At 54.3% G+C, this 25,215-nt stretch carries 22 protein-coding genes and 1 pseudogene; 14 read left to right on the forward strand and 9 right to left on the reverse strand.

Annotated elements, in window-relative coordinates; translation table 11 throughout:
• Window positions 1-450: 450 nt before the first annotated feature.
• Window positions 451-2,454, reverse strand: coding sequence for a DNA topoisomerase III (locus QN378_RS00585; protein WP_323547017.1), 2,004 nt, complete (start codon window positions 2,452-2,454; stop codon window positions 451-453).
• An 83-nt stretch (window positions 2,455-2,537) separates the two neighbouring features.
• Here QN378_RS00585 and QN378_RS00590 point away from each other — a divergent pair, with 83 nt between their 5' ends.
• Complete coding sequence (locus QN378_RS00590) at window positions 2,538-2,984, forward strand: SDR family oxidoreductase (protein ID WP_323547018.1); 447 nt, start codon at window positions 2,538-2,540, stop codon at window positions 2,982-2,984.
• A gap of 77 nt (window positions 2,985-3,061) precedes the next feature.
• Here the strand turns inward: QN378_RS00590 and QN378_RS00595 are convergent, their stop codons facing one another.
• A complete protein-coding gene (locus QN378_RS00595; protein ID WP_322204172.1) occupies window positions 3,062-3,475 on the reverse strand; it encodes a helix-turn-helix domain-containing protein in 414 nt (137 codons plus the stop codon).
• A 97-nt stretch (window positions 3,476-3,572) separates the two neighbouring features.
• Between QN378_RS00595 and QN378_RS00600 the strand changes: the two genes are divergently transcribed.
• Both QN378_RS00600 and QN378_RS00605 read left to right on the forward strand, forming a co-directional pair.
• Entirely contained in the window at window positions 3,573-4,514 is a 942-nt protein-coding gene (locus tag QN378_RS00600) for an aromatic alcohol reductase (RefSeq protein WP_323547019.1), read from the forward strand.
• Window positions 4,515-5,672: 1,158 nt separating this feature from the next.
• Window positions 5,673-5,933, forward strand: a pseudogene (locus tag QN378_RS00605) (IS5/IS1182 family transposase); the annotation flags it as partial.
• Between the two features lie 243 nt (window positions 5,934-6,176).
• On the opposite strand, the gene QN378_RS00615 reads toward QN378_RS00605, so the two are convergent.
• Window positions 6,177-6,941, reverse strand: a complete 765-nt coding sequence (locus QN378_RS00615) for a helix-turn-helix transcriptional regulator (RefSeq protein ID WP_323547020.1) — start codon at window positions 6,939-6,941, stop codon at window positions 6,177-6,179.
• 123 nt (window positions 6,942-7,064) lie between these two features.
• Between QN378_RS00615 and QN378_RS00620 the strand changes: the two genes are divergently transcribed.
• The 9 genes from QN378_RS00620 (at window position 7,065) to QN378_RS00660 (ending at window position 17,754) form a co-directional block, all read left to right on the forward strand.
• Window positions 7,065-7,871 (forward strand): sulfite exporter TauE/SafE family protein, encoded by an 807-nt coding sequence (locus QN378_RS00620; RefSeq protein ID WP_322204166.1) that lies wholly within the window; start codon window positions 7,065-7,067, stop codon window positions 7,869-7,871.
• Window positions 7,872-8,181: 310 nt separating this feature from the next.
• A complete protein-coding gene (locus QN378_RS00625) occupies window positions 8,182-8,961 on the forward strand; it encodes an ABC transporter substrate-binding protein (RefSeq protein WP_322204163.1) in 780 nt (259 codons plus the stop codon).
• 95 nt (window positions 8,962-9,056) lie between these two features.
• Complete coding sequence (locus QN378_RS00630; RefSeq protein WP_323547021.1) at window positions 9,057-10,169, forward strand: succinylglutamate desuccinylase/aspartoacylase family protein; 1,113 nt, start codon at window positions 9,057-9,059, stop codon at window positions 10,167-10,169.
• Between the two features lie 440 nt (window positions 10,170-10,609).
• Window positions 10,610-11,536 (forward strand): substrate-binding domain-containing protein, encoded by a 927-nt coding sequence (locus QN378_RS00635; RefSeq protein WP_322204159.1) that lies wholly within the window; start codon window positions 10,610-10,612, stop codon window positions 11,534-11,536.
• Window positions 11,537-11,609: 73 nt separating this feature from the next.
• Window positions 11,610-13,121 (forward strand): sugar ABC transporter ATP-binding protein, encoded by a 1,512-nt coding sequence (locus tag QN378_RS00640; RefSeq protein WP_322204157.1) that lies wholly within the window; start codon window positions 11,610-11,612, stop codon window positions 13,119-13,121.
• On the forward strand, window positions 13,084-14,079 hold the full coding sequence (locus tag QN378_RS00645) for an ABC transporter permease (RefSeq protein ID WP_322204156.1): 996 nt from the start codon (window positions 13,084-13,086) through the stop codon (window positions 14,077-14,079). Before QN378_RS00640 ends, QN378_RS00645 begins: the two co-directional genes overlap by 38 nt.
• A 143-nt stretch (window positions 14,080-14,222) precedes the next feature.
• Complete coding sequence (locus tag QN378_RS00650) at window positions 14,223-15,308, forward strand: alcohol dehydrogenase catalytic domain-containing protein (protein WP_322204155.1); 1,086 nt, start codon at window positions 14,223-14,225, stop codon at window positions 15,306-15,308.
• Between the two features lie 15 nt (window positions 15,309-15,323).
• Window positions 15,324-16,856, forward strand: a complete 1,533-nt coding sequence (locus tag QN378_RS00655; protein ID WP_322206884.1) for an FGGY-family carbohydrate kinase — start codon at window positions 15,324-15,326, stop codon at window positions 16,854-16,856.
• Between the two features lie 160 nt (window positions 16,857-17,016).
• Complete coding sequence (locus QN378_RS00660; protein WP_322204153.1) at window positions 17,017-17,754, forward strand: SDR family oxidoreductase; 738 nt, start codon at window positions 17,017-17,019, stop codon at window positions 17,752-17,754.
• Here the strand turns inward: QN378_RS00660 and QN378_RS00665 are convergent.
• Complete coding sequence (locus QN378_RS00665) at window positions 17,739-18,755, reverse strand: LacI family DNA-binding transcriptional regulator (RefSeq protein WP_322204151.1); 1,017 nt, start codon at window positions 18,753-18,755, stop codon at window positions 17,739-17,741. The genes QN378_RS00660 and QN378_RS00665 overlap by 16 nt on opposite strands.
• Before the next feature lie 174 nt (window positions 18,756-18,929).
• Complete coding sequence (locus QN378_RS00670; RefSeq protein ID WP_322204149.1) at window positions 18,930-19,541, reverse strand: acyltransferase; 612 nt, start codon at window positions 19,539-19,541, stop codon at window positions 18,930-18,932.
• A gap of 281 nt (window positions 19,542-19,822) precedes the next feature.
• Between QN378_RS00670 and QN378_RS00675 the strand changes: the two genes are divergently transcribed.
• Together QN378_RS00675 and QN378_RS00680 are read left to right on the forward strand one after the other, a co-directional pair.
• Window positions 19,823-21,064, forward strand: a complete 1,242-nt coding sequence (locus tag QN378_RS00675) for a glutamine synthetase family protein (RefSeq protein WP_322206883.1) — start codon at window positions 19,823-19,825, stop codon at window positions 21,062-21,064.
• Between the two features lie 66 nt (window positions 21,065-21,130).
• Window positions 21,131-22,444: an MFS transporter gene (locus tag QN378_RS00680; RefSeq protein ID WP_323547022.1), complete on the forward strand. Its 1,314-nt coding sequence runs from the start codon at window positions 21,131-21,133 to the stop codon at window positions 22,442-22,444.
• Between the two features lie 175 nt (window positions 22,445-22,619).
• Here the strand turns inward: QN378_RS00680 and QN378_RS00685 are convergent, their stop codons facing one another.
• The 4 genes from QN378_RS00685 to flgA all read right to left on the reverse strand — a co-directional run bounded on the left by QN378_RS00685 (window position 22,620) and on the right by flgA (window position 25,194).
• Window positions 22,620-23,366: a flagellar brake protein gene (locus QN378_RS00685; protein WP_322204145.1), complete on the reverse strand. Its 747-nt coding sequence runs from the start codon at window positions 23,364-23,366 to the stop codon at window positions 22,620-22,622.
• Window positions 23,367-23,447: 81 nt separating this feature from the next.
• Window positions 23,448-23,915 carry a flagellar protein FlgN gene (locus tag QN378_RS00690; protein ID WP_323547023.1) on the reverse strand — a complete coding sequence of 156 codons (468 nt, stop codon included), beginning with the start codon at window positions 23,913-23,915 and terminating at the stop codon, window positions 23,448-23,450.
• A 49-nt stretch (window positions 23,916-23,964) separates the two neighbouring features.
• A complete protein-coding gene (gene flgM, locus QN378_RS00695) occupies window positions 23,965-24,291 on the reverse strand; it encodes a flagellar biosynthesis anti-sigma factor FlgM (protein WP_323547024.1) in 327 nt (108 codons plus the stop codon).
• Between the two features lie 141 nt (window positions 24,292-24,432).
• Entirely contained in the window at window positions 24,433-25,194 is a 762-nt protein-coding gene (gene flgA / locus QN378_RS00700; RefSeq protein ID WP_323547025.1) for a flagellar basal body P-ring formation chaperone FlgA, read from the reverse strand.
• Window positions 25,195-25,215 lie beyond the last annotated feature (21 nt).

Below are 25,215 nucleotides of genomic sequence, written 5' to 3' on the forward strand. Positions count from 1 at the left end.
GAATTTCGCTGGCACGCATCCGCGTACAAAGGGAGCCCGTTTTTTCACCGGCGGGCACCGGCAGCGAATATCAGCCCCTCGGAAGGGTGTCCTCACATTCCGCACCGCAGAAGGTCAGGGCACTCTTCAAAGTCGCTTATAAAGGAGAAGTAGGGGCCGTGCTTCGCGCATCGACCCGAGGGAGAGTAGACCTTGAACTCTTTACGCCTGTGGATCCCGAGCATGGAGATCGTGACGGCAACGTGCCCGGACAGACAGGGAGACGAAGGGAGAGCCTGCACGCGCTTCCCGAGGTAAAGCGTGCTTGGGTATGGAGTGTTGAGCCCCAAACGCCACTGATGACCGCCAGTAGCCAGCGGGTGAAAATTAGGAGCCGGGTGATTCTTTCATACGTCGATGAATCTTGGAATACCGTTTTTCTTTCCCTTCAGCCGACACAGTAGGTGGGATTTATTTGTAGGATTTCGGATTAACGCTCCGCTTGCTGGTGGGACCAATGCTTAAAACCCCCTTGCAGTCTGGGTAGTGTGTACATGACAGGAACAGTCCTTTTTTGCCTTTTCTTTTGATCATGCTTGAGCCGCATTGCCGGCAGGGCGGTGTTGGTGGTTGATCGAGGCGCAGGGTGACCGTCGAGCATTGTTCCACCAGTTTTCCGATCCATAGACCTTGGCTGTTGAGGAAGCTATCCAGAGTCATTCGACCAGCTTCAATCTCATCCGAGGCCTGTTCCCAGATCGCGGTCATGCCTGGGTCTTTGACGATGGCTGGGATGGCATCGATCAAGGCAAAAGCAGATGCCGTAGGACTCAACGTTCGCCGTTTTTTCTCTATATATCCACGTTGCATCAGCCCCTTGATGATCGACGCCCGAGTGGCTTGAGTACCAATGCCGGTGGTGGCCTTCAGCTTGGCCTTGAGTCGCGGGTCTGCGACTTGTTCGGCAATATTCTTCATCGCTTTGAGTAGTGAACCTTCTGTGTAGGGGCGTGGCGGCGATGTCATCAGCGATTTCAATTCTGCGGCATCGACACGACAACTTTGGCCCACATGCAGAACTGGCAGTTGCTGGGTTTTTTCGGTGATAGTTTCTTCATCGGTCCCATCGCTTGAGGCATTCCCAGAAAACAAGGTTTTCCATCCTGTCACAGCGATCTGCTTGCCTACCGCTCGCAGCTCCATGTCCGAGCATAAGAGTGATACTGAGGCGCGGTCATATTCATGGTTGGACAGGAACTGTGCGATATACCGACGTCGTATGAGGTCATACACCTTGGATTCTTTGTCCGACATTCTTGAAATGTCCGCAGGCTCAGTGGTCGGAATAATGCCGTGATGCGGCCCTACGAGTTTCTTGTCATCCCAACAATGTGAACGCTGCTGAGCATTTATTTTCTGTAGCAACGGGATGATTGACGGGTCGGTTTTACCCAGTGCAGCTAAAACCGCTGGCACTTCCTCAAGCATGCTTTCCGGAAGGTAGGCGCATTCGGTGCGCGGGTAATGTGTTGCCTTGTGAGTTTCATACAATGACTGCGCAATGTTCAACGTTTCCTCAACCCCCATGCCCAATTGGCGGTCGCAGAGTTCTTGCAGCGTCGCCAGATCGAAAGGCAACGGGGGTCGTTCAGTGATGCGTTCAACATCGATATTGCTGACAACGGCCTGGCCTTGGGCGATACGGCGGGACGCCTGAAGAGCTTGCGCCTGGTCCACACAGCGGCCTTCGGAGTCCAGCAAGTCGCGTGGTGCTTTCCACTTCGCACTAAACGCCTGGCCCTGTGCAGAGAGCAGAACTTCAACCTCCCAGAAAGGCTTTTTTACGAACGCCGATATGGCCCGATCTCTGTTCACAACCAGGCTCAACGTAGGCGTCTGGACTCTGCCGACGGTGAATAATTGATCATGACCACCTCTCCTGGCGATCAGCGTAAACAGGCGACTCAGGTTCATTCCGATCAACCAATCTGCGCGAGAGCGAGCCAATGCCGCGTGATACAGCAAAAAGGTCTCCTCGCCTGGCTTCAAATCAGCTAATGCCTTACGAATTGATTCAGGGTTCAGAGCAGACAGCCACAAACGTTGCACCGGTCCGCGATACCCGCAGTAATCTATGATTTCACGGGCGATCAACTCGCCTTCACGATCAGCATCCGTGGCAATCACCAATTCCCTGGCTTCACCCAAAAGTTTTTTCACGGCCTTGAATTGCGCGGCCGTCCTAGGCTTGACCTGGACCCTCCAGTCGCTAGGAATAATCGGCAAGTGGTCCAGAGACCAGGATTTGTAACGTGCGTCGTAGGCCTCAGGGGCCGCAGTTTCCAATAAATGTCCGATGCACCAGGTCACGCAGACCGAATCACCGATCAGGTACCCGTCGCCGCGCTTGGTTGCGCCAAGTACGCGGGCGATGTCTTTGCCTTGGGAAGGTTTTTCGCAAAGGAATAGGCGCAAAAGATGTCTCGTTCAGTGATGAGGGCATGCAAAGTTGCCTCAACGTTGTCACGAGGTGGGTAGGGGGTGTGGTGGGCAAGGTAATGGATGCCGAGATTGACCACCTGCGCCGGGCATTTGAGGAGCGTATGTGGGCTTCGGTGCATGCCATACGAGCCCTTGGCGAACGGCTGGCAAAAGACGGTTCCATCACCTTTATCTCCGGGATGCTGTCGGAGCGACCCAATGCCAATGGCTCCGCTGTGTTGTCGGCTGCGTGTGCCGCGATGGAAGCGCTGGCGCGGGGCCTCGCCCTCGAGTTGGCGCCGATTCGGGTCAACACCTTGTCACCCGGTCCGATCAACACCCCCATTTTCAGCAAAGCACTGGGCGACGGGCGTGATGCGTTCGTGGCGGCGCTGGAACAGTCGCTGCCGCTGCATCGACTAGGCAGCGCAACAGAAGCAGGCGCCGCCGTTGTTTTCCTGATGAGTAACGGTTTTATGAATGGCGCCACCTTGAATATCGACGGCGGCGCAAGGCTGGTCTGACTGGCCAGTTGCTAAATTTGGAGGCGAGAGCGCCGATGACTGCTCATTTAGGAAGCGCAGCCATCGGCCAGAAGCGGTCACTTCGTATCACTCGAAATGTCAGAGTCGTAGAGAATACGAGCATCGCGAAAACCTTCAGCATTCTCTGCCACCCACATCCACAATGGAATCATCCGCGCTAGTAGGCCCCGCCCCAGCTCGGATAATTCGTAGTCGACACGTGGCGGCACCTCGTTGTAATCCCGGCGTAAAACCAAGCCGTCTCTTTCCAACTGGCGCAAGCTGCGGGTCAACATCCGCTGTGTCACGCCCCTCATGCGCCTGGCTATCTCCGCATGCCGCAGCCGTCCCTCCACCCCTAGTGTGTGGACGATTCCCAGCGACCAACGATTACCAGCATGGGTGAGAACTTCCCGCTTCAGACCATCATCTCCTGCGCTGAGTGCTTCGCACGCAGCTTGCGACTGCCTAATGATTTCTTCGTTATCCATTCGCCCCCCAGGATCACTCGTGTACCTACTTATGGGCAGGCTCCAATGGTGACAGGATAACTCTCACTCACCTTGATCAGCACATTGGAGAAAATTTATGCAAACGCCAAAACCAGTGGAAACCGACAACATTCTGGTGCTGGGGGCCGGTGAACTCGGCATGTCCGTGGTACGCGAGCTGGCTAGGACTACGTTAAACAAGAAGGATGCAGGCGTTCGTATTACTGTGCTTCTGCGTCCACCGGTGGCGGTGATTCAAGACGCATCTAAAACGCGCGCCATTGAAGAACTCCGTGGGCTAGGCATAGACATTTTGCAGGCTGACGTCATTAACGATTCAGTTGAGGAACTTGCCGAGCATTTCGCCCGATTCGACACGATCATCAGTTGCGTAGGTTTCATAGCCGGTGCCGGCACCCAGCTGAAACTCACCCGTGCAGTGCTTCAGGCGAGCGTAAAACGCTATGTGCCGTGGCAATTTGGCGTGGACTACGACGTGATTGGCAAAGGCAGTGCGCAGGATTTATTTAATGAGCAACTTGAAGTCCGTGAGCTACTGCGTGCGCAACGCGCTACCGAATGGATCATCATCTCCACCGGGATGTTTACAAGCTTCTTATTCGAGCCCGCGTTTGGCGTGGTTGATCTGGCAAAAAATACTGTTCATGCGCTAGGCAGCTGGGATACTCAGGTCACCGTTACTACGCCAGAAGATATAGGGATGCTGACGGCGAAGATTGTGTTTGCCAAGCCGCGCCTCGCCAATCAGGTGGTCTTCGTGGCCGGAGACACCCTGACCTACGCACAGTTGGCGGATGTGGTTGATGCAACGCTCAACCGAACGGTATCTCGCATCGAATGGAGCATTCCCAAATTGAAGGACGATCTCAATGCTGCTCCGAATGACCAGCTAAGCAAGTACCGAGCCGTATTCGCTGAAGGTAAAGGAGTCGCTTGGGATAAGAGTCAGACCTTCAACGCTGCACACGGTATTGACCTGACGACGATGGCCGTTTGGATTGAGCAGAACCTGAAGTGAATGGGGCGGTCTGCTCCGACAGTAAGGTCGTGATTGGGTAAGTCAGCCAAGGGCAGCTTTGGGTCGACTTCTGCCGGTCAAAATAAGCCGGGGCGGGCGAGAAGCCCGTTCGTCTTTTTCCCAAGCACCGGTGCATCTTGTTTTTTTGGAGCGACCCTCCGCTCCCGATCGTTCTCTGCCTGTTGTCTCCGTCCGTTTCTGGCCAAGTCCGGCACGTCGCAAGCTGCAAAAGTCGGCCAGAGTGGGTCGTTTAGAATCGCTCTTATATGCTTTAATCCGTTCGAGAAATCCGCTGCATCCTCAAGCCCGCCATCGTGCGAGATAAGCCTGTAGGAAAAGGACGCTTTTCGCTCCTCAAAGGCGAACCGGAGAATGGATGAAAGCTGACATCAGCGATGCTTCCGAACGAGTCATCAGAAGACATCACAAACGTAGCGTTTTTTACCTGGGCATGTGTCTGGTGGTTGGAAGCATAGCCACGATAGGTGCACTGCAGTTGATAAGCCGAGCCCCGAGCACCGACTCGGCATACAAACGGTTGATGAGTCCAATCGTGGGAGAAGGGGAGCTGATTCGCGCCAGTGAAATGTCGCCGAGGCAAGATATCAAGCCCTCGCAGCCTCAAGCACCATTGGACATACATCTACCAGCCAACACGGCTCGACAAACCGTCTTCAATGATCAGAACTTCATTCCTAGAGGAGCTGACAACGTAGTTACCCTCGGCGCTGGTTCTGATCTTTCCCCCCGAGAGGAGCTCTCAAAGAAAGTAAAGCTAACGATCGTCCGGCAATCGCCCAGTATGAAACAGCTTGCGTGCTGGCCTTATAAGCAAGGAAGTATCGACTCCCGAAACTGTCGCGCTTTTATGGGGCTTAATCATCGAGACTAGGTCAAAGACTAGTCAAAGTAGAACCATGGTCTCCACTAGTTGCCAAGTACGCTTAGAAGACACCTCCGTGTCATTGGCCGTGACCGGCTTGGAGCTACTTATCGATGCTGACTGCGACCGGCAGAAGTCGGCCGATTCTGTTGAAAAAGTAGATATCCTGCTGGCCTGCGGCAAAATACGGTCATCGGCCGGCGGGAGGATTCACAGCGTGATGGGACAATTGTCGAGTAGACAGGAGCAGCTGTTTTATTCGTTCAACATTGAAGATCACTTCCCAGCAAATCACCCCGGCTCATCGAACAGCCGAGGTCGAGAGCACCAAGACCATGATTGAGCGTGTCGAAGAGCAGTTCGATATCAAGCCCGGTCGACTCGGCGAGACCGCTTATTGAACCGCACCGATGTTGGCCTGGAGGGTGGACGAAAAAAATATCCAGCTACATGTGCCCGTTTGGGGCAAAACCGAACGCAAGAACGACAGCCTCCCTATCAGCGATTTTCAATGGAGCGAAGAGACGCAGGAGTATGGCTGACAACGTGGCGAATGGGTTCTGAAGAGACGACCAACCTCAATGTCTTTCAGTCTTAAATTTCAACTTTTTCAACAGAATCGGCCGAAAGCAGTCGTTATCAAGTGATGGGTTTGGCCATTTCCGAGGTCCCCATCCAGCCTATTTGCTCATACACAGGCTTTCCAATCTCGGTTGCTTGTAGCACGGCGAAGGTGATTCCTCGTCTAGCTAATGCGTCGGACGAGTTCGCAAGGAAGGCTAACTATTGAGATACGTCGAAGGCGCGCAGCCCAGTACTCGGCGAAACATGGTTGCAAATGCAGCGGGACTTTCATAACCCATCTCCAGAGCAATACACGTCACACTGTTGCCATCGGCGAGCCGCGAAAGAGCTAAGACCACGCAAGCTCGTTGGCGCCATTGTCCAAAGCTCAGGCCGGTTTGTTCTTGGAAAAGACGGTTAAATGTCTGCACGCTGATGAATATAGAATCAGCCCACTGTTGGGCCGATAGGGTGACGTCGGGCTTCATCAGAAAGGTTTTACAGCTTGCCAGTAAGCGGTCGTGCATGGGCATAGGAATATGCAAAGGAAGCTCGTTTGCACGCTGTATTTCGTGTAGCAGGAGCTTCATTATCGCGCCGTCCCGTCCGTCCTCGTCGTACTCCAAAGGCAAATCCACTGCCTCCTGAAGCAAGTTGCGCATCAACTGACTGACCTCAATCACTTGGCATCTTTCTCCTGTGACCGGCGAATCCTCAGGCTCGATGTATAAGCTGTGAGTCGTTACGCCAAGAAATAGCACTTCGTGAGGTATCTGCTGTGGTATCCACACGGCACGTTGGGGCGGCACTACCCACGTACCCAGGGCGGTAGTCACCTGCATAACGCCCTTTGATCCATAGAGTAATTGTGAGCGCCGATGGCTGTGTATCGGTAGGCGATGGCCATACTCATAATCTGTGCCAATTGCCACAACGCTACGAAGTGTGGAGTCCAGAATTGAGATTGAAGCATTACGCATCGTCAATGATCCATGAGGCTTTGGCTGAAACGAAAACACAGTTGGCTCGTTCGCTGAAGTCGTTCAAGCGCCGCATCTTTAAGATGCCTGCTCAATAAAATATTGAGCAATGGAAGATATTGGATGAGCCTTTTGATATTGGCAACGTTTGGCTGCATGACCGGAATTACTACCGTGCTATTTGGGTTTGGCGGCGGCTTTGTTGTAGTTCCTCTGGTCTATCACTTACTCATTTCCAGCCATAATCCAGGTGATTTTGGCTACGATTCTGCAATGCAAATAGCAGTAGCCACCTCGACTGCAGTCATGGTGGTTAGCGCGTCAATGGCAACGCTCAAGCAGCACCACGCTAAGAAATTGGCCCGTGGTTACATCTGGCCGCTGTCGGGTTATATCGCAACTGGTGCAGTGGCTGGGGCAGTACTGGCCAATTTTATGACTAGTGACGGTGTTCGTATGGCGTTTGTGGTCTACCTACTGTTGACTATCACTGACTGCCTTTTCCGGAAAGGCTTTCTGCTTGGCTTGGATCAAACAGAAAAAGCGCTGCGAGGGATACCTTTTAAAGGTATCACCATTGGCACAATTGCGACTTTGCTGGGTGTAGGTGGTAGCGTAATGACCGTTCCAATGTTGCGCAGAACGGGTTTGAGCATGGCCCAATCATCGGCGTTGGCTAATCCTCTGAGCATGCCCGTAGCGCTTGTTGGATCTTTGATGTATGTGATCACGGGGCAAATGGAAACGCAGCAGCTTAGCTACGTTTTTTTGGGCTACATCTATCTCCCCGCTTTCTGTTTGTTGACCGTCGGCTCGTTAATAGGGGTTCGCCTTGCAATGCCTCACGCAGGAAAAATCCCGGATGAGCTGCATGCACGCATTTATATCGCATTACTGGTACTCGTCTTGTTGGCTATTGGTATCAAATGAAAGCAACCGTGGAACGCGGCCCACTGTACAACGACAGTGCCTTTTAAACTGTTAACTGGCCATATTAGCGGTGCCGACTGGATCAAAATTATAATCGCCACCGCAGGCTTCGAAACCCGCACAGGTACCAACAACCCAAGCCTACGATGCCTCGGGCTGAGGCGATAACCCTCGACCGATTACCTGCCAGAGTCCTGACTATTTCGTAAATTATTGTCGCAACTTGGTAATTCCCAAACCTGACGTAGTCTTAGACTGCCGAGCACTTAATCCCTGCTAATCGACATTCTCCCAAATGAAGGAGTTATAGATGAAAAAGCTAGCAATGGTCGGCGCCTTGGCGCTGTCGATGTTATCCCTGCCCGCAATAGCCGAGAACGAAAAGCCCCTACGTATTGGTATCGAAGCCGCTTACCCGCCGTTCTCGTTCAAAACCCCAGACGGTAAGTTGAGCGGTTTTGACGTCGATATTGGGGATGCGCTCTGCGAGCAGATGAAGGTGAAATGTACCTGGGTCGAGCAAGAGTTTGACGGTCTGATTCCATCGCTTAAGGTCAAGAAAATCGACGCCATTGTGTCGTCCATGACCATTACCGATGAGCGCAAAAAATCCGTCGACTTCACCAATAAGTACTACCACACGCCTGCGCGCTTCGTAATGAAGCAAGGCAGTAACATCAAAGACCCATTGACCGAACTTAACGGTAAGAAGGTCGGGGTACTGCGTGCGAGCACCCATGACCGCTTCGCCACCGAAGTGCTGGCGCCGGCCGGTATTACCGTCGTGCGTTACGGTTCTCAGCAGGAAGCGAACATGGACATAGTCTCTGGTCGACTGGACGCTTTGATGGCAGATTCGGTAAACCTGGATGACGGTTTTCTTAAAACCGACGCCGGTAAGGGCTTTGCATTTGTCGGCCCAGAGTTCAACGATCCAAAATACTTCGGCGGCGGTGCTGGTATTGCCGTACGTAAAGGCGATAGCGCACTTGAGAAGCAGTTCAACGACGCCATCGCTGATATCCGTGCCAACGGCAAGTACAAACAGGTTCAGGATAAATATTTCAAGTTTGACGTGTACGGCAAATAACCTCAACGATTGAAAATCGTGGCACTCGCTGCGCATAAAGCGCTCTGCGAATGCCACTTTTTTTGCGCGTGTTTTGTCTGCGCAGGAGTTCTCACATGCAACGTATTGATCACTCGTTACCTTGGAGCAATCTAGGTACCCAACGAAACCTGACCGTATTCCGTTACGGTAGTGGAGTGCGCAAGGTTTACATTCAAGCGAGTTTGCATGCTGATGAGTTACCCGGCATGCGTACCGCTTGGGAGCTCAAGAAACGCTTAGGCGAATTGGAAAGCCTAGGACAGCTCAAGGGCATCATCGAACTGGTGCCAGTGGCCAACCCGATGGGTCTCGACCAGCAACTGCAGGGCAGCCATTTGGGCCGATTCGAACTGGCCAGCGGCAAAAATTTCAATCGAGGTTTCCACGAACTTGGTAAGCAGGTCGGCGCGATGATCGGTGATCAGCTTGGAAGCGACGCCAAGGCTAACGTCGAGTTGATCCGCCAAGCCATGCGCGACGAGCTTGATAGTTTACCGGCCGCTGCGACGCAGCTTGAGGCTATGCACCGGTTATTGCTAAGACATGCCTGTGATGCCGATATCACGCTCGATCTGCACTGCGATTTTGATGCCGCGATCCATATCTACGCACTGCCTCAACAATGGCCGCAATGGCAATCCCTTGCCGCACGACTTAAGGCGCGAGTGGCGCTATTGGCGGAAGATTCTGGAGGCAGCTCATTTGACGAGTCCTGCTCACTTCCATGGTTGCGCCTCACCCAGGCCTTCCCTGACGCCGAGATTCCCTTAGCGTGTCTGGCGACTACTTTGGAACTGGGGAGCATGGGCGATACTCGTGTGGATCAGGCTCAAGCCAATACAGAAGCGATACTAGGATTTCTCGCGGAACATGGATTCATTGATGGTCAGTGGCCAGAAGCCCCCGGCGAATGCTGCGAAGGCATGCCGTTCGAAGGCACCGAATACCTGTTCCCGCCACACGCGGGCGTTGTCAGTTTTCTGCGCGAAGCTGGTGACTGGGTAGAACGTGGCGATGCCGTGTTCGAAGTGGTCGATCCTCTCAATGATTGCGCCACAACGGTCTGTGCCGGTACCAGCGGCGTTCTGTTTGCAATCGATCGCGGTCGCTATACACAGCCAGGTTTATGGCTGGCGAAAGTGGCGGGGCGTGAGCCCATTCGCACAGGTAAATTGATCAACGATTGAGCACGTCGTTATGCGTCCGGGCATCCCGTCTTGCGTAGCTAAACGGGTTGCCATTTATGCGACAGCAACCCGGAAACCGAAAGTCAGGTTGTGCGCAGGGTTATCGCGTCCACTAATTCAGGCAATATCAGAATTTTAGTGTGTGCGGAGCCGAAGTCTTTCCACGATTGTCTTTACGCTGAGCCGCAACCGATCCGATAAATTCTTTGCGGCTCACCATTCGTATGCGTCTGTCGGATTTCGCAAAATATTTCTCCCTAACGCTACAAACTAAATCGTTGAAAATCCTGAAATCCACGCTGCAACCTCACCCGGTTCCGTTATTTTTCGAACAAAACCTCTCTTCTCTACCTTGCTGACCTTAAATTCCTTTGCTACCTTATTTCAAAATGTTAACGATGACATTTTGCAAAAAAATAAAAACAAGAAGGAAATTGTCCATGGTAAAGCTCCCTAAAGCTCTGTGTTTACTGGCGTTAAGCATCAGCTGTGGCATCGCCACGGGTGCTTTTGCCGACAGCAAGACTGGCCCCCTGAAAGTCGGCGTGTCCTTCCAGGAAATTAACAATCCCTACTTCGTCACCATGAAGGACGCGTTGACCGACGCGACCAAAACCATTGGTGCGCAGCTGATCGTCACCGACGCCGGTCATGATGTCTCCAAACAGGTCAGCGATATCGAAGACATGCTGCAACAGGGCATCGATATTCTGCTGATCAACCCGACTGACTCTGTAGGTGTGCAATCGGCTGTAGAAGCCGCCCACAAAGCCGGGGTTGTAGTCGTTGCAGTAGATGCTCAGGCGAAGGGCCCGCTGGATTCATTCGTCGGTTCAAAAAACGTTGATGCCGGCTACCAGGCCTGTGAATACCTGGCCCAGCACATCGGCGATGCCGGTGATGTCGGTATTCTTGATGGCATTGCGGTCGTGCCGATTCTTGACCGCGTTAAGGGGTGTAAGGACGCACTGTCCAAACACCCGAAAATCAAAATTGTCAGTATCCAAAACGGCAAGCAAGAGCGTGATCAGGCGCTGACCGTAACTGAAAACATGCTCCAGGCGCAGCCTGGCCTGAAAGGCTTGTTCAGCGTCAATGATACCGGCTCATTGGGCGCGCTTTCAGCCATTGAGGCGAGCGGGCTCGACGTCAAACTGGTGAGCGTTGACGGCGCGCCGGAAGCGATCAAGGCCATCCTCAAACCGGGCAGCAAGTTCATTGCGACCTCAGCACAATATCCTCGTGACCAAGTGCGTCTGGCGTTAGGTATCGCCTTGGCCAAAAAGTGGGGCGCGCAGGTGCCAGCCACTATCCCGGTGGACATCGCGCTGATTGACCAGAGCAAAGCAAAGGACTTCAGCTGGTAAGCGTTGCCTGCTCCGTGGCGGTTCACGGAGCAAGGCCTTACGACCTCGAAGGATTGGCGCGGAGCACCTGAGCATGAGCAGTCTGCTAAAACTTGAAAATATCTGTAAGCGCTACCCCGGCGTGCAAGCGCTTAGCGCTATAAATCTGCAAGTCGAGCGTGGAGAAATACACGCCTTGCTTGGCGAAAACGGCGCCGGTAAATCAACCCTGATGAAGATTCTGGTAGGCGTCGAGCACCAGGATGAAGGCAGCATTTTGATCGATGGTCTGGCGCAGCAGTTCGCGACCTATAACGACGCTATTGCTGCTGGTATCGGCATCGTCTTTCAAGAGTTCAGTCTGATTCCTTACCTGGATGCAGTGGAAAATATTTTCCTCGGCCACGAATGGGTCAATCGTTTCGGACTGCTGCGTAAACATGACATGGAGATGAAGGCTCGGGAGTTGTTCGAACGCCTGGGGGTTACCATCAATCTGCACTGCCCAGTGAAAGCGCTAAGCGTCGCCGAACAGCAATTTGTCGAAATCGCCAAGGCGCTGAACCTTGATGCGCGGTTATTGGTGCTCGACGAACCCACGGCCACCCTGACGCCCAGCGAAGCGGAGTTGCTGTTCGACATCATGCGTGAACTCAAGCGTCAGGGCGTGGCGGTGATATTTATCTCTCACCATCTGGAAGAGATTTTCCAAGTGTGTGACCGCATCAGTGTGCTGCGTGACGGTAAGAACGTTGGCGTTACCGAAGTGGCTGATAGCGACATTGATCATTTAGTCGAAATGATGGTCGGTCGCCGTCTGGAGAACAGTTTTCCGCCGAAATCGCAAACCGCGCGGGGGCCGGTGTTGTTGCAAGTGGAGGATATTCAACTGACCCGCAGCGGTCCGCATAACCGCTTTGATTTGCACCAGGGCGAGATTTTGGGTTTCGCTGGGCTGGTGGGGTCGGGGCGTACCGAGCTGGCGTTGGGAATCATAGGCGCGATCCCGATCGTCGTTAAACGTGTGTTGCTGCGCGGCCAGCCGGTGGCATTGCGCGACCCGGCCGAAGCCTTGGCGTTGGGTATCGGGTTACTGCCAGAAAGCCGCAAGAGCGAGGGGCTGATTGTTGATTTCAGCATCCGCGAAAACATCTCCCTGAATAACCTGAAAAAGTACGAAAACCGTGGCGGCTTGCTGGACACCGGCAAAGAAACCCACACCACCCAAGGGCTGATGAGCCAGTTGGCAATCAAGGCGCCCAGCTGTGAAAGCCGGGTGTTCAACCTCAGCGGCGGCAATCAACAGAAGGTCGTAATTGCGCGCTGGATAAACCATCACTGCGACATTCTGGTGTTTGACGAACCTACCCGTGGGATTGATGTGGGTGCCAAGGCCGAGATCTACGCACTGATGCGCAAGCTCACCGAGAAAGGTTTCGCAATCATCATGATTTCTTCGGAACTGCCTGAAATCATTGGTATGTGTGACCGCGTCGCAGTGTTTCACAAAGGGGCAATTGTCAGCGTATTGGAATCGTCCGACGTTAATCCGCAGGAGGTCATGCGTCATGCAACGGGGAACACTCAACGTGAATACGTCCATTAATACCCTAGGTGGCGCGGGGCTGCGTCTGAATCTAACCAGGGCCATGCGTTCACCGGCATTTTTGCCGTTTGTAGGCCTGGTGATCGTGACCCTTGTGATGGTCTTCGCCAGCGACAAATTTCTCACCGCGGCAAACTTGGCGAATATTGGTCGTCAGGTATCGATCAACGCGATCATTGCCGTGGGCATGACCTGTGTGATTTTGACTGGCGGTATCGACTTGTCGGTGGGTCCGGTCATGGCTTTGTCCGGTACTTTGACGGCTGGCCTGATGGCCGCTGGCGTGCCACCGACTTTAGCCATCGGTGCGGGAATAATCCTTGGCATCGCGTTCGGAGTAGGCAACGGCTTATTCGTCGCTTACCTGCAAATGCCACCGATCATTGTGACCTTGGCAACCATGGGCATCGCACGCGGATTGGGCTTGATGTACACCGATGGTTACCCGATTTCCGGCCTGCCAGACTGGTTTGGCTTCTTCGGTCGAGAGAGTCTGTTTGGCGTCCAGGTACCGATTTTAATCATGTTGCTAACTTATCTGTTGGCCTACGTGCTGCTGCAACACACCCGGATTGGCCGCTACATCTATGCGATTGGCGGCAACGAAGAAGCGGTGCGTTTGTCCGGTGTGCGGGCGGCGCGCTTCAAGTTGTTGGTGTACGGCATCAGTGGCCTGACCGCCGCAGTGGCGGGGTTGGTATTGACCTCGCGTCTAATGAGCGGCCAGCCCAACGCCGGGGTGTCGTTTGAACTCGATGCGATTGCCGCCGTGGTTCTTGGCGGCGCCTCCATCGCCGGTGGGCGCGGGGTGATTCTCGGCACTTTGGTGGGTGCGCTATTGCTGGGCGTCCTCAATAACGGCCTGAACATGTTAGGCGTTTCACCCTACGTCCAGAGTGTGATCAAGGGCGCAATTATCTTGTTGGCAATCTATATCAGCCGCCAACGGCATAAATAAATAGAACACAAATTGTAGGCGCCAACGTGTTGGCGAGAATGTCGATGTGGCTTACCTGAAAGCCGCCTCGCCAGCGCATTGGCTCCAGAAACTCCCAACAGAACACTTTTTAGCAACTTCGCGCTGATATAGGTAGAAACCTCATGAACGAAAAAACTGAACATGCCATGCAAGCTGTCGTCTGCCACGGTCCCAAGGACTATCGTCTGGAGCAAATTGCCAAGCCCCAAGCGCGGATTAACGAATTGGTGATTCGCATCGCCGCCTGCGGGATTTGCGCCAGCGACTGCAAATGCCATTCAGGTGCGGCGATGTTTTGGGGCGGTGAAAATCCGTGGGTCAAGGCACCTGTGGTGCCGGGCCATGAGTTTTTTGGCTACGTAGTAGAAGCGGGCGAAGGTGCTGAAGAACTCTTCGGCGTGCAGGTGGGCGACAAGGTGATCGCTGAACAGATAGTGCCATGCGATAAGTGCCGCTTTTGCAAGTCCGGTAAGTATTGGATGTGCGAAGTGCACAACATCTTCGGCTTCCAGCGTGAGGTGGCTGAGGGCGGCATGGCGCAGTATATGCGCATTCCAAAGACTGCCATCGTGCACAAGATTCCTGAATCGGTGAGCTTGGAAGACTCTGCTCTGATCGAGCCAATGTCGTGCGCGATTCACACGGTTAACCGGGGTGACATTCAACTCGACGACGTGCTGGTCATCGCTGGGGCAGGCACCCTTGGCTTGTGCATGGTGCAGATCGCCGCGCTGAAAACCCCGAAAAAGCTGGTGGTCATCGACATGGTCGACGAGCGCTTGGAACTGGCACTGAAACTCGGTGCCGATGTCGTAATCAACCCGTCCCGGGACAACGCCCGGGCGGTTATCAACAGCCTCACCGACAACTACGGTTGTGACGTGTACATCGAAACCACCGGTGTACCTGCGGGCGTCACCCAAGGCCTGGAGCTGATCCGCAAACTCGGGCGCTTCGTTGAGTTCAGCGTGTTTGGTGCTGAGACCAGCGCTGACTGGTCGATCATCGGCGACCGCAAGGAACTCGACGTCCGTGGCGCGCATTTGGGTCCGTATTGCTACCCGATTGCCATCGACTTGTTCGAGCGCGGTTTGATCACTTCCAAAGGCATCGTTACCCACGACTTCGGCCTAGATGACTACGCCGAAGCCTTCGCCCTGGCCGACTCTGTGAAGTCGATCAAAGTGCTGTTAAAGCCTGTAATCTAGAGCGCGAACGCCATGATGAACTATGTGATCGGCGTGGACATCGGCACGCAAAGCTCCAAGGCGCTGCTGGTCGACAGCACGGGCAAGATCATTGCCCAACACAGCCAAGGCTACCGGGTCGACACGCCAAATTTACGCTGGGCCGAACAGTGGCCGCAGGTCTGGCTCAATGCGGTGGAATCCTGCATTGCGCGGTGCGTGGAAATGGCCGGGGTGCCTAAAGAGCAAATCAAAGCGCTGTGTATCAGTAGCCTGTACGGCGGGTCCGGGATTGCGGTAGACGCCGATATTGAACCTTTGCACCCATGCCTGATCTGGATGGACCGTCGTGCGCAAGAGCAGGTCGAGTGGGTTCGGCAACACGTCGATCTTGAGCGGCTGTATGAAGTGACCGGTAATTCGGTGGACAGTTATTACGGTTTCACAAAGATTCTCTGGCTCAAGCAACATCAGCCAGAGGTGTGGGCGAATGCCCGCTATCTGCTGCCGCCTAACAGTTACATCAACTACTGCCTGACCGGCGAGATCGCGGTGGACCACAGTTCGGCGGGCAACATTGGCGGCGTTTATGACGTTGCTGAGCGTCGATGGTCCGAGGAGATGCTCGCGGCGCTGGGCATCCCATCGGAAATGATGCCCGAGCGGTTGCTGTATTCCGGCGAGGCGGTGGGTGGATTGCTCGACGGTTGGGCTGAGCGTTTGAGGTTACAGCCAGGGACCCCGGTGTTGGCCGGTGGCGTCGACGCGGCCATGGCGACCTTTGCCGCTGGAGTCACGCAGCCGGGCAACCATGTGGCGATGATTGGCACCAGCATGTGCTGGGGCTATTTGAATCAGCGGGTGGATGCGCGCCATGGCTTGGTCAGCATGCCCCATGTTTATAACGGTCAAAAGGACTTGTATATCTTCGGCGGCGCGATTACCGCCGGGGCATCGATCAGTTGGTTTCGTGAACAGTTTTGTCAGGTCGAAGAGCAACAGGCCAGGGACACCGGGGAAGACAGCCACCTAGTACTCGAACGCTTGGCGCAGAAGATTCCAGCGGGCAGCGAGGGCTTGCTGTTCTTGCCGTATTTAATGGGCGAGCGCAGTCCGATTTGGGACGCTAAGGCCAGCGGCAGTTTCGTCGGATTGACCCTGTATCACAGCCGCTTTCACCTGTATCGAGCGGTGCTGGAGGGGGTCAGCTTCGCGTTGCGGCACAACATCGAAGCCGGCGCACGCGGCGCACATTCCCTGGACCCTCGATTGATAGTGGTGGGCGGCGCCAGTCACTCAAATCTGTGGATGCAGATTATTGCCGACATCACCCATTACCCGGTTTACACCATCGTTCAGGATGTCGAAGCGGCAATGGGCGCAGCCTTGTTGGCGGCGCACAGCGTCGGTCTGGTGGACGAACGACAGGTCGATGAAGGGTGGATCGAGCTACGTCTTCGTGCCGAACCGGGGGCCGAAAATGTCGCCCACTATGATGTTGCATTTGCCGAGTACCTGAACCTATACCCGGCTCTTAAACCGATCATGCACCGTTTGCAACAGGCTTAACCGAGTGTCACAGGTACGCTGATGTTCTGTAAGAGCTGCCGAAGGCTAAGATTTTTGGCTGTATAGCAGCCTTTGGCAGGATCCATATAGATCATTGCATCGCCAATACTCCATCGGACGTATATCGGGTACTCAGTAAAACCACTCAGAGGTCTACCTCATGGATCGATTGCATTTCGACTTTAGTGATCGACGCATTTTAGTGACAGGTGCTAGCAGTGGCATTGGTTGGGAAGTGGTCCAGCAGCTTCTCGTAGCGGGTGCCGAAGTATTCGCGATTGGTCGCGAACCTGGGGCGCTGGAGCAGTTGCAAGCGCAGGGCTGCCATGTCGTGAGGTTGGACATCGCCGACAGCGCGGCCCTGGAAGTGGCGCTGGCCAGGTATCCGGCGATGCACGGGTTGGTCAATTGCGCCGGCATCGCCAGCCTTGAAGCGGCTGATTCAGTTTGCGCAGATTCGTTTGATCACGTGATGGCGGTCAATGCTCGCGCTGCCGCTATCGTTGCCGGCCGGGTGGCTAAAAGCATGATTTCGGCAGGGATTGCTGGCAGCATCGTCAACGTGTCAAGCCAGGCGGCACTGGTGGCCCTGGATGACCATCTGAGTTATTGCGCGTCAAAAGCGGCACTGGATGCCATGACTCGCGTGCAATGTGCGGAGTGGGGCAGGTTTGGAATTCGGGTCAACAGTGTCAACCCGACAGTAACCCTGACGGCTATGGGACAGCAGGTCTGGAGTGCCCCGGAAAAACGCGATCCAGCCTTGGCGGCAATTCCCCTTGGACGCTTCGCTGAAACTGCGGAAGTTGCGCGACCGATTTTGTTTTTGCTCAGCGACGCCGCGTCGATGATCAGCGGGGTCAGCCTTGCCATTGACGGCGGCTACACCAGCCGCTGAATCTCGGTTTCAAGTTTACCCACAATCACTACCTGTTCCTGTGGTGCATGGGGCTGGTGCATGCGTTTGAGCAGCAGACGCACGGCGCTGGTGCCCGCCAATTCGGCATCATGGGCAATACAGGCAATCGGTACGCCGAAGATATCGGCGAACGGCAGACGGTCAATGCCGCAGATCAAAACGCTGTCGTGGGCGATACCCATGTCGCGCAATGCGCTCATGGCGCCCAAGGTGATCAACTGATTGAATCCAAAAATCGCATCTGGCCGGCTGTGGGCCAAGTAGGCGAGGGTAGCGTGGTGGGAAGGCTCAAGAGTGTAATCACCGGGGTAAACGTCCACCTGGACTGGTTTGCGGTGACCTTCAAGGCCCGCGCGAAAGCCGCTTAAACGTTGTTCGGTGATGTGCGAGTGCTCCGGGCCAGTCAATACCAGCAAGCGTTCAATATTTGGGTTTTGCTCAAGCAGGTAGCGTGCGCCCTTGAAGCCGCTTTGATAATTGTCCAGGGCCACCTGGCTGAACATGGTGTTGTGCAGCACTCGGTCGAGCAACACTACCGGTGTCTCACCTGAACTCAAACGCGCCAGATAGTCCGGTTGATACTCTGGTTCATCCGAGACCGGAGACAAGATGATCCCGGCCACTCGGTAGCTCAACAGCGTTTCCACGGCTTTGGTTTCCAGCTCATCCAAGCCATCGGTGTCCACGAGCATGATGGTGTAGCCGTGCTGTTTCGCTTCTCGGGAAATTGCCTTGATCATCACGCTGTAAAACGGGTTATCTACAGACGCAGTAATAACTCCGAGGATCAGGCTTTGGCTACTCTTGAGTCCACGAGCGAACGCGTTCGGCACGTAGTCAAGTTCTCGGGCCACCGCAAGGATTCGGGCCAAGGTGGCAGGCTTGACCAGATCAGGTTTGTTCAACGCCCGTGACACCGTGGTCGGCGTCATGTTCACCCGCTTGGCGATGTCGCTGATGCTGACTGGAATTTTTTTCATCGGATCGCTTGGGGTCTGAGAAGCGTTTGGGTTTGAAGCATGCGGCCGTGCTCAACGTCATACGCGTCGGCGTTAAGTACGTGACCGTCCAGTGTACTCAGACATCACGGTTACCACTATCAGTCACGAAAATCGGCTGCAATCCGTAAATGAGAAGGCGCTGACCAAAACGGCTCAGCGACCCGATCTCGCTAGAAATCTGTCAAATACCGATGCGCTCATCGGGGTAAACAGTCCTTCGTCTATTAATGCCTGTTCATGATCGAGAATAATTTTCGACGGTCGGTCCTTTAACCTGTGGGCTGGTGAACCTACGTATACCCCCCACGCGTCAAGTGAGCGGGTAACCACGGCCCCGGCACCGACGGCCACACCCTCGGCCAATTTCACACTGGGTAAAATAACGCTATTGGTACCAATAATTACGTGACGGCCGACGTGAACATGGGTTCGGCTGACACTGCGGTATCTGTCTGGAATCGTGGAGTTGGTCATCCCGCCGCCGTGAAAATCATCGGAGCCGCTAAAGATGCGCACGCCTGAAGAGAGTGTCGAAAAATCTTCCAGGACGATGACGCCGCCTCCGGTAATTGAGGTGAACGACGCAATGTGGATGTAGCTGCCGATAAATATTGGCGCGGTAGCATGGATAAACACAAAGTCATCAATAATGACGTTGTCTGCGACGCTGATGTATTCGCGGCCGATTATTTTCGCACTGGGGTAGATCTTCACGTTCTTACCCAGTGATTTAAAACCTTCATGTTGTTCGTGTTGGCGACCCATACTTCACTCCTGCTGGTCGATCAATAGGTCAATTAACGATCTTATACGCAGCTGACATAGCCCAGTGATGCACGCCCGTTTGAAACTTTTCTTTAGCGTGCTTGAAATGTCGAACGGGCGGTGCGTATTTTATACAGGTTGCCGTTTAACGGCTTTTGTCGCTATCAAGGATTTGAATCATGACAGTTAATGACCACAGTCCATTCGCGGAGCGATTGGCAGGCATTGATGAGATTGAATGTGTAACGCCCGACTTAAATGGTGTACCCCGAGGTAAGGTCATGACCGCCGAGGGATTTCTCGAAGGCCGGCGTCTGCAATTGGCCCGCGGCGTCTTGTTGCAATGCATCATGGGCGGTTATCCACCGGCGCGGTTTTACGGCAGCGATGACGGTGATCTGGCGCTGGTGGCAGACCCGGTCCAGGTTCATCGCTTGCCATGGAGCGAGCAGCCCAGGGCCATTGCCATCTGTGACGCTGATGACTTGGCCGGTGGAGGCTCCAGCCTTTCGACTCGTGTTCAGTTAAAAAGGGTGATCGCACGGTATGCCGCTCGCGGTCTGGCGCCGGTGGTGGCAACTGAGCTAGAGTTCTTCGTCTTCGCGCCCAATGCCGATCCCGCCCAGCCGTTTCAGCCGCCGACGGGGTTAGATGGTCGCCGGGAAGACGGTCATTCGGCCTTCAGCATCAGTTCCAATAACGGCTTGCGCCCCTTCTTTACCGAGGTCTACGCGTGCATGGCGGCACTTGGTTTGCCGCGCGACACGTTCATGCATGAAATGGGCGTCAGCCAATTCGAGATTAATCTGCTGCACGGCGATCCTTTATTGCTGGCCGATCAGACGTTTCTGTTCAAGCACCTGCTCAAGGAGGTCGCGCTTAAACATGGTCTGATTGTGGTCTGCATGGCCAAGCCGTTGGCGCATACCCCAGGCAGCTCGATGCACATCCATCAAAGCGTGGTAGATCTGCACTCAGGCGACAACGTGTTCAGTGACAGACAAGGCAACGAGACACCGGTATTCCAGCATTTTATCGGCGGTCAACAAGCGGCTATGGGCGATTTCACTGCGTTATTTGCGCCCAACGTCAATTCTTATCAGCGTTTGTGTCATCCCTATGCCTCGCCGAACAACGCTTGTTGGTCCTACGACAACCGCGCAGCGGGTTTGCGGATTCCAGCGAGTGCGCCAGTGGCCAGAAGGGTAGAGAATCGTCTCCCTGGCGCCGACGCAAATCCTTATCTGGCCATTGCCGCGAGCCTTGCGGCGGGTCTTTATGGCATTGAACATGAGCTGCAACCCACAGCGTTTATGCAAGGTGAAATTGAAGTGCCGGATAACTTGTCATTGCCATGTACCTTACATGCCGCGTTGGAGCGTCTGAAACGCAGCCAATTGGCGAAAGAACTGTTTGGCCCTGAGTTCATTGATGGATACGTCGCTTCGAAGCGTATGGAATTGACTAGCTTCTTTGACGAAATCACGCCTTGGGAACGGCGCATATTGGCCGCTCAAGCTTAAAGGTTATTGTTCTAGAGTTGCCCCGCGGGGGTAACTCTTCATTTTTTAGGGAACGTCTGGACCGCAATGCGCCAAATCTGGAAGTCTTTTCGAGCGCTTTATTTCGCTTCGCTGATGATGCTAATCGGCTCTGGTTTGTTAAGTACCTACCTCGCCCTACGACTGGGGGCAGAAAATGTCGACGGTCTTTGGGTGGGTGGGCTGATGGCCGCCAACTATTTTGGGCTGGTACTGGGTGGAAAAATCGGTCACCGACTGATTGGGCGTGTTGGGCATATTCGCGCCTACGCGACGTGTGCCGGTATCGTCAGCGCTGCCGTATTGGGGCATGGGCTGATCGACTGGTTACCGGCCTGGTTGTTCCTGCGGATGATCGTCGGCTTGGGCATGATGTGCCAATACATGGTGATCGAAAGTTGGCTTAACGAGCAGGCACAAGCCAAACAACGCGGCGCCGTGTTCAGTGGCTATATGATCGCATCGTATCTGGGGCTGGTTCTGGGTCAGTTGATTCTGGTCATCCATCCCTCATTGGGGCCTGAGCTACTGATGTTGGTCGCATTGTGCTTCGCGCTGTGCCTGGTGCCGGTGGCAATGACCCGTAGTATCCACCCGGCGCCCATGCATCCAGCGCCACTGGAACCTCGGTTTTTCCTCAGGCGTGTGCCGCAGTCGCTGAGTACAGTGCTGGCGGCGGGGTTAATTATTGGTTCGTTCTACGGCTTGGCCCCGTTATACGCCTCCCGGCAGGGACTACCTACCGAGACCGTGGGTTTGTTCATGGGTAGCTGTATTCTGGCCGGGCTGTTAGTTCAATGGCCATTGGGACGCCTATCTGATCGTTACGATCGAGCTGTATTAATTCGTGCCTTTGCCGGTGCGCTGGCGTTGATTGCGTTTCCGTTGGCGATCATGCCCCACGTGCCTCTGGAAGTCCTGTTCGTCGTCGGTTTTTTCGCCTCGTTGATGCAGTTTTGCCTTTATCCCTTGGCTGTGGCGTTTTCGAACGATCACGTGGAAGGGGAGCGCCGTGTTTCGTTGACGGCGATGCTGCTAATGACCTACGGCATTGGCGCGAGCATCGGTCCGTTGGTCGCGGGCGTGCTGATGAAGATGTTTGGCAGCAATATGCTGTACGCCTTCGTTTGTTTTGCCGCACTGATGCTGGCATTGAGAATTCGACCTAAGGCCGTAACCAATCTGCACCAGGTCGAAGATGCTCCGCTGCACCACGTCGCCATGCCAGACAGTATGTCCAGCTCACCGTTGGTGGTTGCACTGGACCCACGGGTGGATGAACAAGTGGTTCAAGATCAGATGCAAGCGCCGGTCGAGGGTGAGCCGCAACCGGCAGAAAACCCAGAGAACGAGACTGTTTAAAGAGGCTGTGTCGACAGTAAGCCCACGACCTGTAGGCGCGATAGGCCGGTCCTTGGTATGGCGGCACCTATAATTGAACACTGCTTAGGCACAGTGTTAGGGCGAGTTCAATCACTGGCCATGCACGCGGTTGGATTGGAACGCAGGGCCACCAGACTTGTTACCGAGTTGTTGATCAGAAATCGTCGTCTTTATCGAATCGCCGTGCTTCGCGCTGCAATTGATACACGAAGCGTTCAACCTGACGTTGCACCAGCCCGCTCATGTTGTGAAAGCGAATACCGGCAAACGTCACGTCTATGCGCTCCTCGAAGTGTAGATAACGCAACTCCACAGGCGCAGTCATCTTGCCGAACGGCAGGGCGGCAATAAACCGCTCATAGACCTGACCTAATTGCAGTCGATCAGAAATATCACCTTCAAAACGAAGCTTGCACCCAGTAGCGGAAATATCCAGCAGCTTTCCATTAATCGGTGACAAAAGCTTTTCGCCACCGATTTCTACACTCACCAACTGAGCCAACTTCAACGCTGCACGGAACGCGTTGCGGCGTTGGTGGTAAACCACTTCTTTGGGCAGAGTGCCTCGGTAGCAACGGTGCTCCCCATCGTCGATAGTTAGAGCGTCCACACTTTCCCAAGCGATGCGCACGCCGTCATGGAAGCCCTCCACGCGGTACGCTTCGCCATTGGTCAAAAAACGCTCACCGTCGCGCGGGATCATTTCATCAAGAGCAAGACGGTTGCTGTCGCGATCAACTTCAATCAGAAAACTTTGGAAACGCTGGGTGCGCTCATGAAACGTGATGATCAGCGGATCATGACTGTCCAGCAGTAAGCGCAGATTGGCAGCGATTTCCAGCGGCGTAGTGAGGACTTTTGGCGCTTGCGGAGCATCTTCCGCGTTTGAGGCATTGAACACTGTTCATTCATCCCAGGCAAAATACTACAGCTCGCAATTGCCAGCATTTTGCCAGCATGTTTAACGCCTTGATACAGGAATTTAAGCCTGGCTAAGAGGGCGCGGCTTAGTGAATCGAGAGGTAGACCCGCGATTGTCATACAGCGTTGGAGCCTCTCCCCCCGTCAGGATTTTCATCTGATTAGCGGTGGTTGCCTGTTGCAACTGGATCGAAACACCATTGTGCTGGTTGCACGTGCGGCAATCGGACATGAGGCTCGCCAGCAGATCGCCCTGTGCCAGGAGCGCTTCACCTACCGGCGAATGACTCGCCAGTTGAATTAGTCCGTCGCGGTCGGGGCTCAATTTAAGGTCGATCAAAATCTGGCTACGTTTGCGACCGCGCTGCTCAAGCATGATCACCAACGCCTGTTTTTGGGCGAGGATTTCCTCCAGCAAAATCAGGTCTCGGCCATGTAAGGCGAGTGATTCGGACTTTAGCAACTCCAGCAAATGTTGCGCGGGGGCCAAGTCATCGTTGATCAGTTGCAACAGAGTAGTGTCGTGCATGGCTGGCTCTGGGTTTTAGGCGTCCAAAAGCCCGGGCGCAAGCCTCTGGCTAGCGCTGGGCTTCGAAATTAAGCAGTTTGCTGGCGACGCGGCCGCTGTTGACGGTGTAACTGCCGTCGGCCACGGCTTGCTTTAACTCAGCGACCCGGGCGCTATTGACGACGGGTTGACTACGCACTTTATCGCTAATGGATTGCAATCGCTGAGCCTCGTCACTCAGGTGTACAGCCTCTCCGCTGGACAGGCTGGCGGCACTGGCCTTGGGCGTCGCATTGGAGGAGTCTGCAACGGTGGTGCCGATCTCCTTAGTGGTGCCGGAGCGCGAACTGCTCGTAGCGGGAGCTGTGTTGTTTAAACGACTAAAGTCGATGACCATTTTTAAAAACCTCTAGGTGTTTGGACGCTTGCCATGTTTTCGGCCAAACCCACTATAACTTTAGCGCTTTAATAAACCGGGGGAGACGGCCGCCTCAGATTGGATTCAGTCTAGGAAACTCTGCGCCAACACGCCAGCAAATCACAAGGCGACTTCAACTTGTCCCGGTGCGGTTACCCGAGCTTTGATTACGCGTTGTGAGTTCAAGTTCCGTACCCTGATCTGCTCGCTCATTGCTCCATCGGATAACGCTTCGCCAGGCATACGTACCTGGAGTGTGCCGCTTTTAGCGGTAATGATCACTTGATCGCCCTTGCGGATGACCTCTGCTTGCTCAAGTTGCAGTGGCGTAAGAATTTGATCGTTGATCATTTGCCGGGTCATTTTCTGGCCGATGGCGTCATCAATTGAGGTCATATAGCCCTGAGGCATTTGACTGATGTCCCGTTCGGCCATGTAAACATCGTCCTCGCCAATGATCGAGGAGCGTTTGAGAGGGCGCTTAACAATCACGACTTGGCGAAACAAATGGACCTGAGCAGGCACGTACACCGTCCACGGCAACGTCCCTTCGCAACGAACTTTTACCGTGACGCGGCCTATGGGTTGAGCAGGGCTCTCAAGGCTTGCTGTCAATTCCTTGTCACACTGGGGTAGCGTCAAACGTGGATCAAGTGTATTGACCTCTATCTGATAGCGCCCTTGTAAATGGGTTGTGGCTTGATAGTCCTCGACAGCGAATTCAAGAAACCCCTGGGTCACGCCGATAAGTTGATCAGGCACGCTTAAAAGCACGGCCTGCGCAGGTTCACAGACGCTGAAAAACCACAGCGCAGCTACCGCGCAGTGTAAGCTGCGGGGAAATGATGCCATGCGTCGGGAAAATGTCGTTTTCGAATTCATAACAGTTAAAAAGCAAGCCCC

The sequence above is a fragment of the Pseudomonas sp. 10S5 genome (genome assembly GCF_035019745.1).
Taxonomy (GTDB): domain Bacteria; phylum Pseudomonadota; class Gammaproteobacteria; order Pseudomonadales; family Pseudomonadaceae; genus Aquipseudomonas.